The 16,943-nt window shown below is 64.2% G+C and carries 15 protein-coding genes; 2 read left to right on the top strand and 13 right to left on the bottom strand.

Annotation, left to right across the window (positions count from 1 at the left end; genetic code table 11):
- Positions 1 to 2: 2 nt before the first annotated feature.
- The 12 genes from AC54AG_RS09845 to araD all read right to left on the bottom strand — a co-directional run bounded on the left by AC54AG_RS09845 (position 3) and on the right by araD (position 14,473).
- Positions 3 to 2,024 carry an alpha-glucosidase gene (locus AC54AG_RS09845; RefSeq protein WP_496630193.1) on the bottom strand — a complete coding sequence of 674 codons (2,022 nt, stop codon included), beginning with the start codon at positions 2,022 to 2,024 and terminating at the stop codon, positions 3 to 5.
- A gap of 81 nt (positions 2,025 to 2,105) precedes the next feature.
- Positions 2,106 to 3,509, bottom strand: coding sequence for a porin (locus AC54AG_RS09840; protein ID WP_496630192.1), 1,404 nt, complete (start codon positions 3,507 to 3,509; stop codon positions 2,106 to 2,108).
- 65 nt (positions 3,510 to 3,574) lie between these two features.
- Positions 3,575 to 5,029, bottom strand: a complete 1,455-nt coding sequence (locus AC54AG_RS09835; protein ID WP_496630191.1) for an NAD-dependent succinate-semialdehyde dehydrogenase — start codon at positions 5,027 to 5,029, stop codon at positions 3,575 to 3,577.
- A 29-nt stretch (positions 5,030 to 5,058) separates the two neighbouring features.
- Positions 5,059 to 5,847 carry an SDR family NAD(P)-dependent oxidoreductase gene (locus AC54AG_RS09830; RefSeq protein ID WP_496630189.1) on the bottom strand — a complete coding sequence of 263 codons (789 nt, stop codon included), beginning with the start codon at positions 5,845 to 5,847 and terminating at the stop codon, positions 5,059 to 5,061.
- A 26-nt stretch (positions 5,848 to 5,873) separates the two neighbouring features.
- A complete protein-coding gene (locus tag AC54AG_RS09825; RefSeq protein ID WP_496630187.1) occupies positions 5,874 to 6,782 on the bottom strand; it encodes an SMP-30/gluconolactonase/LRE family protein in 909 nt (302 codons plus the stop codon).
- Complete coding sequence (locus AC54AG_RS09820; RefSeq protein ID WP_496630186.1) at positions 6,775 to 7,662, bottom strand: aldose 1-epimerase; 888 nt, start codon at positions 7,660 to 7,662, stop codon at positions 6,775 to 6,777. The genes AC54AG_RS09825 and AC54AG_RS09820 overlap by 8 nt, the downstream gene beginning before the upstream one ends.
- Positions 7,663 to 7,670: 8 nt before the next feature.
- Complete coding sequence (locus AC54AG_RS09815; RefSeq protein ID WP_034755232.1) at positions 7,671 to 8,501, bottom strand: carbohydrate ABC transporter permease; 831 nt, start codon at positions 8,499 to 8,501, stop codon at positions 7,671 to 7,673.
- Positions 8,498 to 9,412 (bottom strand): carbohydrate ABC transporter permease, encoded by a 915-nt coding sequence (locus AC54AG_RS09810; protein ID WP_034755235.1) that lies wholly within the window; start codon positions 9,410 to 9,412, stop codon positions 8,498 to 8,500. Before AC54AG_RS09810 ends, AC54AG_RS09815 begins: the two co-directional genes overlap by 4 nt.
- A gap of 76 nt (positions 9,413 to 9,488) precedes the next feature.
- Positions 9,489 to 10,739, bottom strand: coding sequence for an ABC transporter substrate-binding protein (locus AC54AG_RS09805; RefSeq protein ID WP_338679085.1), 1,251 nt, complete (start codon positions 10,737 to 10,739; stop codon positions 9,489 to 9,491).
- A 48-nt stretch (positions 10,740 to 10,787) separates the two neighbouring features.
- Positions 10,788 to 11,891, bottom strand: coding sequence for an ABC transporter ATP-binding protein (locus tag AC54AG_RS09800; RefSeq protein ID WP_331776271.1), 1,104 nt, complete (start codon positions 11,889 to 11,891; stop codon positions 10,788 to 10,790).
- A 64-nt stretch (positions 11,892 to 11,955) separates the two neighbouring features.
- Entirely contained in the window at positions 11,956 to 12,768 is an 813-nt protein-coding gene (locus AC54AG_RS09795) for an HpcH/HpaI aldolase family protein (RefSeq protein ID WP_496630183.1), read from the bottom strand.
- Between the two features lie 37 nt (positions 12,769 to 12,805).
- Positions 12,806 to 14,473, bottom strand: a complete 1,668-nt coding sequence (gene araD, locus AC54AG_RS09790; protein WP_442907225.1) for an L-arabinonate dehydratase — start codon at positions 14,471 to 14,473, stop codon at positions 12,806 to 12,808.
- Positions 14,474 to 14,869: 396 nt separating this feature from the next.
- Here araD and AC54AG_RS09785 point away from each other — a divergent pair, with 396 nt between their 5' ends.
- Both AC54AG_RS09785 and AC54AG_RS09780 read left to right on the top strand, forming a co-directional pair.
- On the top strand, positions 14,870 to 15,904 hold the full coding sequence (locus AC54AG_RS09785) for a LacI family DNA-binding transcriptional regulator (protein ID WP_331776274.1): 1,035 nt from the start codon (positions 14,870 to 14,872) through the stop codon (positions 15,902 to 15,904).
- Between the two features lie 221 nt (positions 15,905 to 16,125).
- Positions 16,126 to 16,620, top strand: coding sequence for a hypothetical protein (locus tag AC54AG_RS09780; RefSeq protein WP_331776275.1), 495 nt, complete (start codon positions 16,126 to 16,128; stop codon positions 16,618 to 16,620).
- A 42-nt stretch (positions 16,621 to 16,662) separates the two neighbouring features.
- Here AC54AG_RS09780 and AC54AG_RS09775 read toward each other — a convergent pair whose 3' ends face one another.
- Positions 16,663 to 16,851 (bottom strand): hypothetical protein, encoded by a 189-nt coding sequence (locus AC54AG_RS09775; RefSeq protein ID WP_046684175.1) that lies wholly within the window; start codon positions 16,849 to 16,851, stop codon positions 16,663 to 16,665.
- Between the last annotated feature and the right edge of the window lie 92 nt (positions 16,852 to 16,943).

The raw sequence follows: 16,943 nt of genomic DNA, 5'->3' as shown, positions 1-16,943 counted from the left end.
GCTCATTTCGCCAGCGACAGGTAGAAGTCCTGCTGCGCGCAGCCGCGCCGCACGAAGACGGGCGGCTGGCCCAGCGGCGCGTCGACTTCCACGCGCTGGCCGCCGTCGAACACGGCGCCGCTCCACAGGTGGATCCAGGCGTCGCCCTGCGGCAGGTAGGCGCTCCAGCGCGCGGCCCCGGCCGCATGCACGGGCGCCACCAGCAGATCGGGGCCGAACAGGTACTGGTCCTGGATGGCGTAGGTGGCGCGGTCGTGTTCATAGTGCAGGAACAGCGGGCGTTGCAGCGGCAGGCCGCGCGCCACGGCCTCTTCGGCCAAGGCGCGGATGGTGGGCGCCAGCGCCACATGCAGCCGCGTCATGCGGGCGAAGTGGCGGAACACGTTTTCATCCTGGTAGAACTGGAAGTTTTCGTCGGGACGGTTGCCTTCGTGCGTGCGCATCATCGACGTGAATACGGCCATCTCCGTCCAGCGCTGGAACAGTTCGGCCGTGCGCAGGTTGCCGAACAAGCTCGTATAGCCGCCGATATCGCTGTGGTGGTAGGCGTTGCCCAGGAGGCCCGAGGACAGGGCGCCGCAGATCACCGTCTGCAAACCGTCGTGGCGGCTGAAGTCGACCGACTGGTCGCCCGCCCACAGCAGCGGGCAGTGCGCCTGCACGCCCGTGTAGCCGGCGCGCATGAAGAAGGTGGCGTCGCCCGTCTTGCCGGCCCGTTCGATGGCGCGCGCATTGACTTCGGCCCACAGGGTCGGCCACGCGTTGTGCATCAGGCGCGCGTCGGTGCCATTGTGCAGGCGCAGGTCGATCGGCAGGTATTCGCCGAAATCGGCCATCCAGCCGGACAGGCCGAAATCGAGCATTTCCTGGCGCAGGATGCGTTCCTCGAACCACAGCGCGGCGGCCGGATTGGTGAAGTCGACGACGCCGCAATCGAATTCGCCGAAGTCCACCAGATAGGCGCCGCCATCCATGCTTGTTGCCAAAAAGCCCTGCTGCATCGCTTCCTGGTACAGGGTGCCGTCGTTGCACAGGTAGGGATTGACGTAGCCGAGGAAGCGGATCTCCTGCGTGGCCAGGTCGGCGATCCAGTTCTTCAGGTCAGGGTAGCGCTGCGGCTGCCAGCGCCAGTCCCAGAACAAGCGTTTGCCGAACGAGGTCTGGCGCAAGCCGACCCAGTCTTCGCACCACAGGGCGCTGACGGGCAAGCCATGTTCCTGCGCCTGCGCCAGGATGGTGCGCGCGTGCTCTTCGCCGCCTTTCAGGCCCAGCATGGCGCCATTCTGCAGCCAAGTCGGAAGGTGAGGCTGGCGGCCGAAGCGCTGCGAGACGACGCCGACCAGGTCGACGAAGGTGTCGGCCAGCATGAATTCCAGGCGCTCGGGCATGGCCCAGAATTGCAGTTCGTGGAAATCGGGCTGGCGGAAATCGAAGTCCGCATACGCCGTCGTTTCCGCATGCAGGCAATAGCGCTGCGAAGAGATGAAGCTCGGTTGCGGATAATTTGTGTGATAGTAGTCGCCGCCCGACTTGGACGTCACGTCCGCCTGCCACGTCAAGTGCGTCGACTTGTCGCGGCCCACGCCCGGCTCCGACGTCCACAGGGGGAAGTGGCGCCCGCGCAGGTCGAAGTACGACATCTGCTCGCCGCAGCCCCATACATGCTCGTCCTGTTCCGCAGGCAGGCGCAGCCACAGCCGGTTCCAGCCCGGCGCCGCGTACTGCACCACCAGGTGCACGCCATGCGGCGTCGCTTGCACGGCTAGCACCAGTTGCGGTGCGTCGCCCGCATGGCGCGCAAAGCTCAGGGTGGCGGCGTCGCCATCCTGCGTGACGGCCAGCGCGCGCAGGGCGCTGCGCTCCTCGACGTAATCCTCGATCTCGAAATTACCTCGGTACATTTCCATGCTTTCGCGGCCCTGGCCGACGAACACGCATGGCGCAGCGGCACTGTGGCGCAGCAGCAAGCGGCCGGCGCAGCGCAGGGCGACGCTGTCATTTTCCTGGTGTAGTGTGTACTGCATGACGATCAACTCCTGTGAAAACCGGCCGCCGCATGGCGGCCATGCGGGCGGGCCGGCGGTGCATCAACAATTAAGTACTAATTAAAAGACGAGGAACATGCCGGCGGTCAGCTCGACGGGGCTGTAGCCGAAGTAGTTATTGTCCCCCCGGAACTGCAATACGCCCAGCTTGGCGTGGCTGTTGTTGGCGATGCGCGTGGCATAGGCATAGAACGACAGGGTAGGCTGGAAGTTGTACAGGTAGCCCAGCGAGTAGGCGGTCGACTTCGGTTTGCCCACGCCGTCGCCCGTGTTCGCGCCGAACGCGCCCCTGGCGTTGGCGCCGTCATAGCTGATGTGTGCCAGGCTGCCTTCGATGCGGTGCTTGCCAAGGTCATACGCACCCGACACGCCGAAGGCGTCGGCCGCATAGCCGCCCGCGTTCGACACGCGGTAGGAGGTGTAGGAGCCGCCCAAGGTAAAGTCGTTCCACTTGTAGCGCGCGCCGACGATGTCCGTGACCTGGTTGCGCTTGATGAAATTCGGCGTGCCGGCCGTGCTGATGTCGTTGCTCTGCTGGTAATCCATGTGCGCATAGCCGAGGAACAGGTCGCCCTTTTTGTACAGCACGTTGGCGGCCCAGCTGCGGCCATCGTTTTCCAGGTCGGTGGCGGAAGACGCCTGCTGGCCGGCCGAATACGATACTTCGGCCGAGATATTGTTCCAGGTGGGGCTGCGATAGCGCAGGGCGTTGCCATAGAACAGGGCCGTGCCCGAGTTGTTGCCGGCCAAACTCGTCGTCTTGCTGGCGTTGCCCGTCACGGGGTCTTTCAGGTAGCGGCCCAGGGATTCGGGGCGCGTGAGCGAAAACAGGGCGCTGAAGTCATTCGCGCCGTAATTGTGCGCCGACGCCAGGTCGGCGCCCAGCGAGACCCAGAACGGCGCCATGTACATGGTGCCGCCTTCGATCGAGCCCCAGGTGGTCGAGGCAAAGCCGACGGTGGAGCCGCGGTTGAACAGCACGGACGAGGTGGTGTTGTTTTGCGTGCCGCCGCCCGCATTGCCGTTGAACAGGTTCAAACCCGTCTCGACGCCGAAGATGGCCTTGTATTCATCGCTGAAGACCCAGGCGCCCGTGAGGCCCAGACGGCTGGCCATCTCGCCCTGGTTCAGGCGGTGGTTCGTCAGCTGGCGCCCGCTGGCATCCTTGCCGCGCGAGACCGTGTAGCCGATGTCGCCACGGCCGTACAGCTTCCAGTTGAAGCCGGTGACGGGTTTCACGGGTGCCGCCGCCGATGATGCCGGTGCGGCCGCCATCGCTGCTGCTGGCGCTGCTGGCTGGGCCGCCTTCGCTTCCATCTGCGCTACCCGGTCCTGCAATTGGGCCAGCATGGCTTTCATGTCGCTCAGTTCGTCGGCGTGCGCGTTAGCGCTAACAAATGACGCCGAGAAAAGGGCGCCCGTGATGGCCGCGGCCAATGTGGTCTTGCGTAATGTCGTTTGCATGATCCTGTCTCCTGTGTTTTTATAGGTGTATTGTTGCTGATCCCTGCCTTGCCTACATTAAATAATCAAATCCCTCCCATGCACAAATATTTGATATCGAGGAAGTCGTCCATGCCGTAATGCGAGCCTTCGCGGCCCATGCCCGAATGCTTGACGCCGCCGAACGGCGCCATTTCATTGGCGATCATGCCCGTGTTGATGCCGACCATGCCCACTTCCAGTTCTTCGGCCACGCGCCAGACTCTGCCCAGGTCGCGGCTGTAGAAATAGCCGGCCAGGCCGAATTGCGTGGCATTGGCCATGGCGACGACTTCGTCTTCGCTGCCGAAGCGGAACAGGGGTGCCAGCGGGGCGAAGGTTTCCTCTGTGGCCACCAGCATGTCGCTGTTCGCTTCCAATACCACGCTGGGCTCGAAAAAGCTGCCGCCCAGCGCGTGGCGCTTGCCGCCGATGGCCAGCTTGCCGCCCTTGGCCAGTGCGTCGGCGATATGCTGCTCGATCTTGCGCACGGCGTTTTCATCGATCAGCGGGCCTTGCGTGACGCCAGCGTCCAGGCCATTGCCCAGTTTCAGCTCGGCCACCTTGGCCACCAGGCGGGCGGCGAAGTCATCGTAGATGCTGTCCTGTACGTAGATGCGGTTGGCGCACACGCAGGTCTGGCCGCTGTTGCGGTATTTCGACATCAGCACGCCTTCGACGGCCGCGTCGATGTCGGCGTCGTCGAAGACGATGAAGGGCGCGTTGCCGCCCAGTTCCAGCGACAGCTTCTTGATCGTGCCGGACGCTTCGCGCGACAGCCAGGCGCCCACTTCCGTCGATCCCGTAAACGTGATCTTGCGTACCAGGTCGTTGTGGCACAGTTCCGAGCCGATCGCTTGCGCGGCGCCCGTCACCACATTGAACACGCCGGGCGGCACGCCGGCGCGCAGCGCCAGTTCGCCCAGGGCCAGGGCCGACAGCGGCGTTTGCGACGCCGGTTTCAAGACCATGCTGCAGCCGGCCGCCAGGGCAGGGCCGGCCTTGCGCGTGATCATGCCGTTCGGGAAATTCCACGGCGTGATGGCCGCGCACACGCCGATCGGCTGCTTGATGACGACGATGCGCTTGTCGTTCGACGGCGGCGCGATGACGTCGCCATATGCGCGCTTGCCTTCCTCGGCAAACCATTCCAGGTAGGCCGCGTTCGAGACGATCTCGCCCTTCGCTTCGGCCAGCGACTTGCCTTGCTCGCTGGTGAGTATCAGCGCCAGGTCGTCGGCGTGCTGCAAGATCAAGGCATGCCATGCGCGCAGCACCGTGGCGCGCGCCTTCACCGTCTGCTTGCGCCAAAGGCGGAAGGCCGCATGCGAGGCGGCGATGGCGCGCCGCGTCTCGGCCGCACCCATGCGCGGCACGGTGGCGATGACGGCGCCCGTGGCCGGATTCGTGACATCGATGGTGGCGCCGTCATCGGCGTCGCACCAGGCGCCATCGATCAGGCATTGCTGTTTCAACAGGCTTGCGTCTTGCAGGTTCAACATGAGGGTTCTCCTTGAATGGGGGATGCTGCTTATCCGGCGACCGAGACTTGGGCCAGCCCCGCGTCGACAATGATGTTCTGCCCTGTGATGCCGTCCGAATCGTCGGCCGCCAGGAACAGGGCCGTGCGCGCCACGTGGCCCGCGTCGAGCCGGTATTTCAGGCATTGCAGTTCGATGAAACGCCGGTCTTCTTCCGGATCGCGCCACAGCGCGGTCTGGCGGTCCGTGGCGATGGCGCCCGGGGCGATGGCGTTGACGCGGATATTCTGCTCGCCCAGTTCGCGCGCCAGGGTGCGCGACAGGCCCGCGATGCCGGCCTTGGACGTGGTGTAGCCGACCAGGTTGGGGCGCCCGCGCATCCATGAAATGGAGCCGAGGTTGATGATGGAGCCGCCGCCGGCGGCCGCCATGCCGGGCGCCACCTGCTGGATGGCGAACACGTGGTGTTTCAGGTTCAGGGCCAAGCAGTTGTCCCAGTACTCGGGCGTCAGTTCGGCCAGCGAATGGCGGTCGTCGCGGCCCGCGTTATTGAGCAGCACGCGGATGGCGCCGAAACGCGCCTCGACGTCGGCCAGGCTGGCCTGGTAGGCTGCGATGTCGCGGATGTCGCTGTACACGAAACAGGGCGCGTGGCGGCACAGGGGCGCCAGGCGCGCGGCCAGGGCGGCGCTGGCGTCGCGGTCGATGTCGCAAAAAGCCACTTGCGCGCCTTGCAGGGCGAAATGCTCGACCATGGAAGCACCGATGCCGGAGCCGCCGCCGGAGACGAAGACCACGCGGTCCTGCAGGCTGGGGTAGAGAGTGATGTTGGCGTTCATGCTGTCCTCGGGGTGAGATCGGGGTATCAATCCCGGTAAAGGGGTTCGGGCTGGCCGGCCACGTCCAGGCGCACGGCAAAGAGGCCGCCGGCCTGAGGCTGGCGCGCCAGTTCGTCGTCCGCCGCGCCTTCGCGCGCGCTGGTGATGTACAGGGTGCGCAGGTCGGCGCCGCCAAAGGCGATCATGGTGGGGCGCGTGACGGGCACGCGCACGATGCCGATGATCTCGCCCAGCGGCGAAAAGCGCAGCACCCGGCCGCCTTCGTACTGCGTGCTCCAGTAGCAGCCTTCGGCGTCCAAAGCCGCGCCATCGGGACGGCCGCCGTACACGGCTTCTTCGCCCTTGACGGGCAGGCGGGCAAACACATGGCGTTCGCCCACCTGGCCGCTGGCCGCATCGAATTGAAAACGGTAGATCACGTGATTCGGCGTGTCGGACTGGAACAGGGATGCTCCATCTTCCGCGAAGGCCAGGCCGTTGCTGACCTTGACGCCAAGATCCTGTTGCGGCCCCCAGCCCAGGCGCGTGGCGCCCCGTTCCAGGCAAAACATGGCGGCCAGTTCCGCCGTGCGCGGCTCGTACATGGCGCCGGCCCAGAAACGCCCGGCGCTGTCGCAGCGGCCATCGTTGAAACGCATGTCGCGGCTGTCGTACGGTGCATCGGCCAGCTTGTCGAGCAAGCCTTCCTGCGGATAGAAACGGTAGAAACCGTCGCGCAGGGCCGCCACCAGGCCGCCTTTTTCAGCCAGGGCGATGCAGCCCGGCTCGCACGGCACCCACCAGACGCGGTCGAGGTTTGTCGCCGGATCGTAGCGGTGCACACGGCGTCCGGCGATGTCGATCCAATATAAACACTGCTCGGCCACGCTCCACAGCGGGCATTCGCCCAGCTGGGCACGCGCATCGAGCACGAGTTCGGCTTGCCATTCACGCATGCTGTTTCTCCTCGATTGCCAGGCGCATGGCGATGTGCAGGCTTTCGCCGGACGCCAGCAAGCGCATGCCCGTGCCCCGCGCGCCGCGCGCGGCCAGCGCAAACGCGTTATTCGCGTGCGTGACGGGTTCCAGCGCAATGAAGCTGCGCTCGTCGTCGGGCGCGAAGCACACGAGGTGGCCGCAATTGTCGCTGGCCGACAGGTGCACGGCATAGTCTCCGTAATCGAGGCTGGCGCGGCCCGTCCAGCCGCTGTAGCAATTGTCCGCCTGCCAGCCGGCCACCGGCTGCGGCGTGGCGAATGGCGATGCTTGCGCCACGGGCGCCAGACCGGCCGGCAAGTGGTCGTCGCCCATGCTCCACACGCCATCCCACTGCGTCTGCAGGCGCAGGCCAGGGGCCAGCGGGAAGTAGGGGTGAAAACCCAGGCCGGCGGGCATGGTGCGCGCGTCGTCATTACGCACCGATAATGTCAGGCGCAGGCCGGCTTCGTCGAGCAGCACGGTTTGCTGCACCGTACAGGCAAATGGCCAGTCCGCGTCGCCGCCATGCACGAGCAGCAGTTCGGCGCTGTCGCTTGTTCGCGCCGCCACGTGCCAGGCGCGCTGCCAGCCGAAGCCGTGGATGCTGTGCGGCTCGGGCGGGAAGTTGGTGCGCAGCGCATGCGTCTGTCCCGGCGCCTGCAGCACGGCGTTGCCGATGCGGTTCGAATACGGCGCCAAGGGATAGCAGGCCATCTGCCGCACACCGGCGCTGGCCGGCGCGGCGCGCAGGATGTCGCGCCCGCGCCAGCGGAGCGCCGCCAGCGCTCCACCCGTGGCCGGGTGGACGTCGGCGCGGCAGTCGCCATGCGCGAGGGTGAAGGGAAGCTGGTGGTTCATTTTCAGCCTCAGCCCTTCAAGCCGCCCGAGGTCAGGCCGCTGACGACCTTTTCCTGGAAGATCACGATCAGCACGACGATGGGCACGATGGCCACGACCAGCGCCGCCGAAATGATCGGCCACGGGAAGGCGAATTCGCCCTGGTACAGCTGGATGCCGACGGGCAGGGTGCGGTAAGCCACGGCCGAATTCATCGACAGCGCCAGCAGGAACTCGTCCCAGGAATTGACGAAGGCGAGGATGGCGGCCGTCGCCACGCCAGGCGCGGCCAGCGGCAGCACGATGCGCCACAGGGCGCTCAGGCGGGTGCAGCCGTCAAGCATGGCCGCGTTCTCGATGTCGCGCGGGATATCCTGGAAAAAGCTCACCATCATCAGCGTGCAAATCGGCAGGTTCAGCACCGTGTACGGCAGCACCAGCGCCCAGTAGGAATTGAGCAAGCCCAGGCTGCGCATGATTTCGAACAGCGGCACCATCAGGGTCACCAGCGGGAACATCGACACGCCGATGATGGCCGTGAGGATCAGGCCACGGAAACGCAGGCGCAGACGGGCGATCGCATAGGCGGCCAGCGCGCTGATGAACAGGCTGAGCAGGGTCGACAGGCCGGCCACGATCAGGCTGTTGGTCAGGAACGTCAGCAGCGGCTGGTCCTGGAAGGCCGAGATGAAATTGCCGATGGTCGGTTCGTGCGGCCAGTAGGTGATCGGCTTTTGCGTCAGTTCGCTCTCGGTTTTCAGCGAGGTGAACAAAATCCACAGGGCGGGGAAGACGCCGTTGAGGATGACGATCGCGGCGGCGAACCAGCGCAGGCGCTTCGATGAAAACAGGCCGCTCATTCTTTGTCTCCTCTTACATATTTCAGATACACGAACGTGGTGGCCATCGACAGCAGGAACATAAAGACCGCCAGGGTCGAGCCGTAGCCCACGTCAAGGTAGTCCACCGTATTGGACTGGATGTACATGGCCAGGGTCTTGGTTTCATCGCCAGGGCCAGGCATGTTGTACGGAATATCGAAGGACTGGATGGCCGTCAAGGTGCGGAAGATCAGCGCCACCAGCATCGATGGCACCAGCAGCGGCAGGGTCACTTCCGTAAATTGCTTCCACTTGCTGGCGCCGTCCACCTCGGCCGCTTCATACAGCGAGGCGGGAATGGTTTGCAGGCCGGCCAGTAAAATCAGGGCCATGAACGACGAGGTTTTCCAGATGGTCGTGATGCAGATGGCGGCCATCGTCAGCGCGGGCGAATTGAACCAGATTTGCGGTTCCCAGCCCAGGCCGGGGATCAGCAGGTCGATGCGGCGGATGATGTCGTTCACCAGGCCGTATTCGCTGTGGAAGAACCAGGCGAAGATCAGGCCGACGAAGGCCAGCGGCAAGGCCCACGGCAGCAGCAGCGCCAGGCGCACGGGCCAGCGGTATTTGAACGGCATGTTGGCCAGCATGGCCAGGCCCAGGCCCGCCACCAGCGCGCCCGGCACGGTGACGACGGTGATGATGACGGTGTTTTTCAGCGACTTCCAGAACAGGCTGTCTTCTAGCGCCATCTTGTAGTTGTCCAGGCCCACGAAACTGGGCAGGCTGCCGCCGGACAGGCGGATGTCGAAAAAGCTGTTGTAGATTAGTTTGCTGACCGGGTAGGCCACGATCAGCAGTAAAAACAGAATCGCCGGCGTCAGCAGGACCCAGGCCAGCGTCGTTTCGCTGGGGTCCGTGATGCGGCTTTTCAGGGTGCGTTGCCTCATGATTTCCTCGTCTGTTGCGGTGTGCGTATACGTGTGCCGCCCGGGCCGCCGTCGTGGCGGCACGGGCGCATGCCGGTTAGCGCAAGATGCGCTTGACCCGGTTTTCGATCTCGGCCACGCCGGCCGCCGGCGTTTTCACGCCCGCCATCACGGCATTTGTGTTGACGCGCACGGCTTCGGACACTTCGCTGTAGCGCGGCGTGACGGGGCGCGAACGGGCGCTTTGCACGACCGGCAGCGCATCGGCGAACCAGCCATTGACGGCCAGTACTTCCTTGTCCTGGTAGACGGACGGGTAGACGGGCAGGTTCGAGGCCTTGATGGCCAGCTGCTTCGACACTTCCGGGCTCGACAGCCAGCGCACCAGCTTGGCCGACGCTTCCTTGTTCTTCGAGAACGAGGACACGGCCCACTGCCAGCCGCCGATGCACGAGGCAGGTTTGCCACCCGCCATGGCCGGCAGGCTGACGACGCCGACTTTATCTTTCACACTGCTGTCGGCGCCATCCTGGAAGTGATTCCAGGCATAACCCCAGTTGACGGCGAACAAGACGTTACCGGCCTGGAATTCCTTGCGCGTATCGTCGGTGGCCACTTCGGCGATGTTCTTTTTCGCCACGCCCTGGTCGACCAGCTTGCGCCACATGGCCAGGCCCGCTTCCGCCTTGGGCTTGTCCAGGGTCAGCTTGCCGTTGGTGACCAGTTCGCCACCCTGGCTCCAGTACGGCAACAGGAAGGTGCAGACGGCGCCTTCGATGGCCTTGCCCTGGAAGCTGATGCCTTGCAATTCCGGATTCTTTTCGCCGGCCTGGATGGTGCGCGCCACGGTGGCCAGCTCATCCCAGGTTTTCGGCGCCGCCAGCTTGTATTTGGCCAGCAAATCCTTGCGGTAGTAGAGGAACATGGCGTCGGCAAAGGCGGGCAGGGCCACGACCTTGTTGTCGACCATATTCGCTTGCTTGTAGGCGGGCAGGTACTGGCCCATGATCTTGTCGCGGTCGGCGCCCAGGTATTTATCCAGGCTTTCGATCCAGCCGGCCGACGCGTACTGGGCCGGGCGGATGATGTCGATCAGGAACACGTCCAGGGTGGTGTCGCCGGCCGACAGCACGGTGTTCAGGTATTTCTGCTGCAATTCCGAGGTGGCGCCGCCCGTTTCCAGGTCGATCTTGACGCCGGGATTGGCGGCCATGAACTTGGCGAACAGTTCGCGCATGACTTCGGGGCGCTCCTGGCCGCCGACAAAGACCTTGACGGTTTGCGCATGAACGCTGGTGGCGAGGACGAAGGTGGCGCCGAGCGCCAGGACGAGGGATTTGATACGCATGATGCTTGTCTCCTGTTTTTTGGAATGGGTATGCCGCTTGTGCGCGGCTTATCGGGATGGCAGTACCGCGCCGCCCTGCGGATCGAACAGATGGAATTTCTCCATGTCCAGCTGTACCGTGACTTGCTGCCCTGGCGCCAGCGCAAACGTGGGCGGCAGGCGTGCCGTCAATTCGCCGCCTTCGCACTGGAAGATGACGAGGGTTTCCGCGCCCAGCGGTTCGACCACCACGACTGTCGCGGCCAGGGCGGCGCTGGCGCTGCCGGCCGCTTCCAGGGTGATGTCTTCCGGGCGGATGCCGAATTCCACGGCGCGGCCATCGAGCTTGCCGCAGGCAGCCTGACGTTCGGCCGGCAGGGCCAGGCGGGCTGAACCCAGCACGATCTCGGTCTGGCCGGCGCTATTGCGTGCCACCTTGGCGCCGAGGAAGTTCATCGGCGGCGAGCCCGTGAAGCCCGCGACAAATTTCGACACGGGTTCGTTGTAGATCTGGTCCGGCGTGCCGACCTGCATGATGTTGCCGCCGGACAGTACGACGATGCGTTCGGCCAGGGTCATCGCTTCGACCTGATCATGCGTGACGTAAATGGTGGTGGCACCGATGCGCTGGTGCAGCTTCTTGATTTCCGTGCGCATTTCCGAGCGCAGCAGGGCGTCCAGGTTCGACAGCGGTTCATCGAACAGGAACAGCTTGGCCTGGCGCACGATGGCGCGGCCCATGGCCACGCGCTGGCGCTGGCCGCCGGACAGGGCGCGCGGCTTGCGGTCGAGCAAGTGGTCGATTTTCAGGATGGTGGCTGCGGCGCGCACGCGCTGTTCGATTTCCGCCTTCGGAAACTTGCGCAGCTTCAAGCCAAAGCCCAGGTTGTCGAACACGGACTTGTGCGGATACAGCGCATAGTCCTGGAACACCATGGCGATGTCGCGCTCGCGCGGCGGCAAGTCGTTGACGACCTGTCCCTCGATGGAGATGGTGCCGCCCGTGATGGTCTCGAGCCCCGCGACCATGCGCATCAGGGTGGATTTTCCACAACCCGAAGGGCCCACGAAGACGACGAATTCGCCTTGCTTGATTTCCAGGTCGATGCCATGAATGACTTCGACGCCGTTGTCGTACTTCTTGACGACCTTTTCCAGTTTTACACCTGACATGTTTGTCTCCAAAAGATGCGAATGACGCGTCTGAGCGCGCTACGTGCGTTGCAACAGAAATAGATTAGTAGGCGCCCGTGTCGAGGGCTTTCGCCAGCGACGGTTTCAGGGCCGTGATAAAGGCATTGGCCTGGCGCATCATCATGCCCATGTCCGAGGCGATGGCCACGTAGTCATAGCCGTAACTAATGAAAGTGTGCACCATTTCCGGCGAGGGGCCGACAATGCCGATGGGTTTGCCAATGGCGCGGGCGCGGCGGGCCGCGTCGGCAATCGCCGCCTGCACTTCCGGGTGGCCGATATTGCCGATATGGCCCATGGCTGCCGACAGGTCGCCGGGTCCCACGAACAGGGCGTCGACGCCATCGACGGCGGCGATCTCTTCCAGTTGCGCCAGGGCGGCCGGCGTTTCCAGCTGGATAATCGAGAAGACGGCGCCGTTGGCGCGGGCGGCGTAGTCGGGCACGGTGCCATAGCGGCTGGCGCGGTGCATGGCGGCAAAGCCACGCGTGCCGGGAATAGCCTGGCCCGGCTGGGGATAGCGGGTGGCGGCCACGGCGCTGCGCGCTTCAGCGGCGTTTTCCACGAACGGGAACATCAGGGTTTGCGCGCCGATGTCGAGCGCGCGCTTGATTTGCACGAGGTCGTTCCAGGCCAGGCGCACGACGGGGCAGGCCGGCGTGCCGCCCACGGCTTGCAGGATCTGGTAGGCGTCCTGGTAGTCGATGGGCACGTGTTCCATGTCCAGCACCAGCCAGTCGAAGCCGGCGCAGCCCATGGCTTCGGCCGTCACGGACGTGCCGGCCATCAGCCAGCTGCCCAGTGGTACTGCTTTGTCCGCCAGCAGGGCGCGGAATGGGTTGTCCAGGATATCCATAGTTGTGCTCTCTATATAGGTAGGGAAGACGGCGGCGTCAGAAGATCGGCGGCTCGGGTGTGGCGGCGTTGCCCAGCAAAAAGTCCAGGTCGCAGCCCTGGTCGGCCTGCGTCACGTGCTCCATGTACAGCTTGGTGTAGCCGCGCGCATATTTTTGCGCCGGCGCCTGCCATTCGGCGCGGCGGCGCGCCAGTTCCTCGTCCGTCACGTCCATGTTCAGGCTGCGCGCGGCGATGTCCAGTTCGATCATGTCGCCGTTGCGCACCAGGGCCAGCGGGCCGCCGACGGCCGCTTCCGGTGTCACGTGCAATACGCAGGTGCCGTAGTGGGTGCCGCTCATGCGCGCGTCGGAGATGCGCACCATGTCGCGGATACCCTGTTGCAGCAGCTTTTTCGGCACGGGCAGATTGCCCCATTCCGGCATGCCGGGCGCGCCGATGGGGCCGCCATTGCGCAGGATCAGCACCGTGTTTTCATCGATGTCGAGGTCGGGCGCGTGGATCTGCGCCAGCATCTCCGCGTTCGAGTCGAACACGAGGGCGCGTCCGCGATGCTTGGCAAATTTCGGATTCGCTGCCGACGGCTTGATGACGGCGCCGCCAGGACACAGGTTGCCGCGCAGCACGGCCAGCGCCGCGCCGTCGGCCACCGGCTGCGACACCTTGCGGATCACGCTGTCGTCGAGGCAGACGGCGTCGGCGATGTTCTCGCCCAGGCTGCGGCCCGTGACCGTCAAGGCCGTCAAATCCAGCTGCGGCGCGATTTCCTTGAGCAGGGCCGGCATGCCGCCCGCATAGAAGAAATCTTCCATCAGCTTGTCGCCGGACGGGAACAGGTTGGCGATGACCGGCACTTTTTGCGCCATCGCATCCATTTCATCGAGCGACAGGGCCAAGCCGGCGCGCCCGGCGATGGCGACCAGGTGGATGGCCGCATTGGTCGAGCCACCGAGCGCCATGTAGGCGGCCACGCCGTTCGACAGCGCGGCGCGGGTGAAGAAGCGCGACGGCTTCAAGTCTTCCCACACCATGCCGACGATGCGCTCGCCGCATTGCGAAGCCATGCGCACGTGATTGGCGTCCATGGCGGGAATGCTGGTGGCGCCCGGCAAGGTAAAGCCCATCGCCTCGACGATGGACGTCATGGTGGAGGCCGTGCCCATGGTGTTGCAGGTGCCGGGCGAGCGCGTCATCTTCGCTTCCAGCTTGATCCACTCGGGCTTGGCGATGTCGCCGGCCACGTAGTTATCCCAGAATTTCTTGGTGTGCGTGCCCGCGCCCACGCTCTGGCCGCGGTAGCGGTCGTTGAGCATGGGGCCGGCAGGGCAGAAGATGGCGGGGATATCCATGCTGATGGCGCCCATCAGCATGCCGGGCGTCGTCTTGTCGCAGCCGCCGAGCAGCACGGCGCCGTCGATCGGCAGCGAGCGCAGCAGTTCTTCCGTTTCCATGGCGAGGAAGTTGCGGTAGATCATGGTGGTGGGCTTGACCATCACTTCGCCCAAGGACAGTGCAGGCAGCTCGACGGGGAAGCCGCCGGCCAGCAGGATGCCGCGCTTGACGGCTTCGGCCCGTTCGCGCAGGTGCGAGTGGCACGGCGACAGGTCGCTCCAGGTATTGATGATGGCGATGACGGGGCGGTCGAGGAATTCCTCGCGGCGCAAGCCCATCTGCTGCAGGCGCTGGCGGTGGGCGAACGAGCGCATGTCGTCTGGGGCCAGCCAGCGCTGGCTGCGCAGGGATTCCAGCGTGCGGCGGGAAGTAGCGGAGCTCAATGTGTGTCCTTTTCGGTTGCCTGGCGCGCTGCGGATGGCGTTCCAGTGCTGCTGTCTCGGGTCTTGCTTGCCGCCTTTGTTAGCGCTAACATTGCAAGTACAGCGAAATATAATTTGAATCGCACGGGGCTGTCAACAGATTTAATGCAGGGTGCAGGCGCGCAGCCCTTACACTATCGGCATGATTTCATTGACGCCAATTTCCAGAATAGAATTTATGCGGCCCAGCCGAAGAGCCGTAAAGCGCCGGCGTTACGCTGGCGTCCACCGTGCGCCCGGCCATGGCATGATGCGTGGTGATTACCGATTTTTGAGAAGGCAGTACCCATGAACGACCCAGTACGCAAGCGGCGCGGCCTCGGCCGCAGCACCGTGTTCGATGTGGCCAAATTGGCACAGACCTCGGCTATTTCCGTGTCGCGCTATTTCAAGGAACCGGACCGCGTGTCGCAGGAAACGCGCGACCGTATCAAGAGCGCCATCGACCAGCTCGGCTACATCCGCAACGAGGCGGCCGGCGGCCTGGCCTCGACCCAGGGCCGCATCGTGGGCGCCATCGTGCCCAGCGTGTCGAACTCCATCTTTGCGGAAACCATCCAGGGCTTGTCGACCACCTTGTCGCAGCACAATTACCAGTTGCTGCTGGCCACCCACGATTACTCGATCGAGACGGAAGAGAAGGTCGTGCGCGCCTTTCTCGGCTGGTCGCCGCGCGCGCTGGTGCTGACGGGCGCCGACCATAGCGCGGCCACGGAAACCTTGCTGGCGGGCTTGCAGATTCCCGTCATCGAAACGTGGGATATCCACCCCGAGCGGCCGTATCCGCAGATCGGTTTTTCGCATATCGCCACGGGGCGCGACATGACCTTGTATTTGCACGGGCAAGGCTACCGGCGCATCGTCTACGTCGACAGCGGCATCGGCAGCGATTTCCGCGCGCGCAAGCGGGCCCAGGGGTATGAGGAAACCATGCGGCAGTTGGGTTTGCGTGCGGAAATCGTGCAAGCGTCGGTGACGGCGCCGCTCGATGCGGGCGGGCAAGTGTTCAGCGAGCAAATGGCGCGCGCCGAGCGGCCCGACGCCCTGTTTTTTGCCAACGACAACATGGCTGCCGGCGCCATCTATGAAGCGGCGCGCCTCGGCATCCGTATTCCCGAGCAATGCGCGGTGGCGGGCTTCGGCGATTTCCCGTTCTCGGAAAAACTCATGCCGGCGCTGACGACGATACGCGTGCCCCGCTATGACATCGGCCGCCTGGCCGCGCAAGCCATCCTGCAGCGCCTGGGCGAAGTGGACGAGGGCGCCGCGCCACCGGCCTTGGCGCCGCTGGCCTACGAGCTGATCGCGCGGGCCAGTGCTTGAGATACCGTGCCTGCCGCAGATATTGATGAATCATATTTCTATCATCACAACATGCAATTGGATAGATATGCTGCGATGCGGCATGATGCACCTGTCTCCTCTACTTCCTCACAGGAATTAGATTCAGCCCGCTTCCATAGCGGGCTTTTTTTTGCCTGCTTCGATGACCTTATCGTTTAAGATAAGCTTGTTTAAACATAAACATGCAAGGAGACAAGTTGATGATGCCTTTGTTTCGCGCCGCCGGCACGCTGGCGCTGATGGCGCTCGGTGCCTGTTCGGCGGAGAAGCCCCCGTTTGACCGCCATTTGGCCCAATTGCGTCCGGTCACGGTCGCAGCACTGCCCGATATGGGGTGGCCGGCCGGCACGATGCTGTGCCCGATGGGAATTTATCAGAGCGAGCTGAGCGATTCGGCGCCGCATGCAGACCGCGTTAACGCATTCCTGAAGCAAAAGAAATTTCTGGGTGATGAAGGCCTTTGGTCGCTGATCGCCGTCACACCGATGTCCGAAGGGGACGCCGGTATCGAGCAATTGCTTTTCAAGCGCGGCGATTATGACGTGATCAATGATCCCCAACTCATCGCGCGCGATGCGGAAACAGTGCCAGCGGGGTTTGCGCCGCAGACTTGCGTGACCGTGGAGCAAGCCCGCGTGCTGGTGACACGTGAACAAAGATCACATCGAAAACTCATCATTTTTGGAACGAGCTAGGCCCGCTTGCGTCGCGGTTTTGCCGGCGCCGCACGTGCTGCGCTACAGCACATTCGCCGCCACGGCCGAACTGTAGTTGCGCGCCAGGGCCGCGATGATGGCGGCCATCGCCTGCGGGTTGTCCGTGCCGCCGAAATGCGCGGCATACAGGCGCTTGGCCGCCTCGACTTGCGCATTCGTCAGTTTCACGGCATAGGCCATGCGCACGGTTTCAGGATTGTTCAGCGTCATTTTTCACCTCGAAGACAGATTTCGCTTGGCTCGCGTCACTTGTACGCGCAAAGGATTGCAACTACAATCGTTGCATTTGCAATCGTATAGGC

The sequence above is a fragment of the Janthinobacterium sp. BCJ23 genome (genome assembly GCF_059617945.1).
This window is presented reverse-complemented; position numbering and strand designations above follow the sequence as displayed.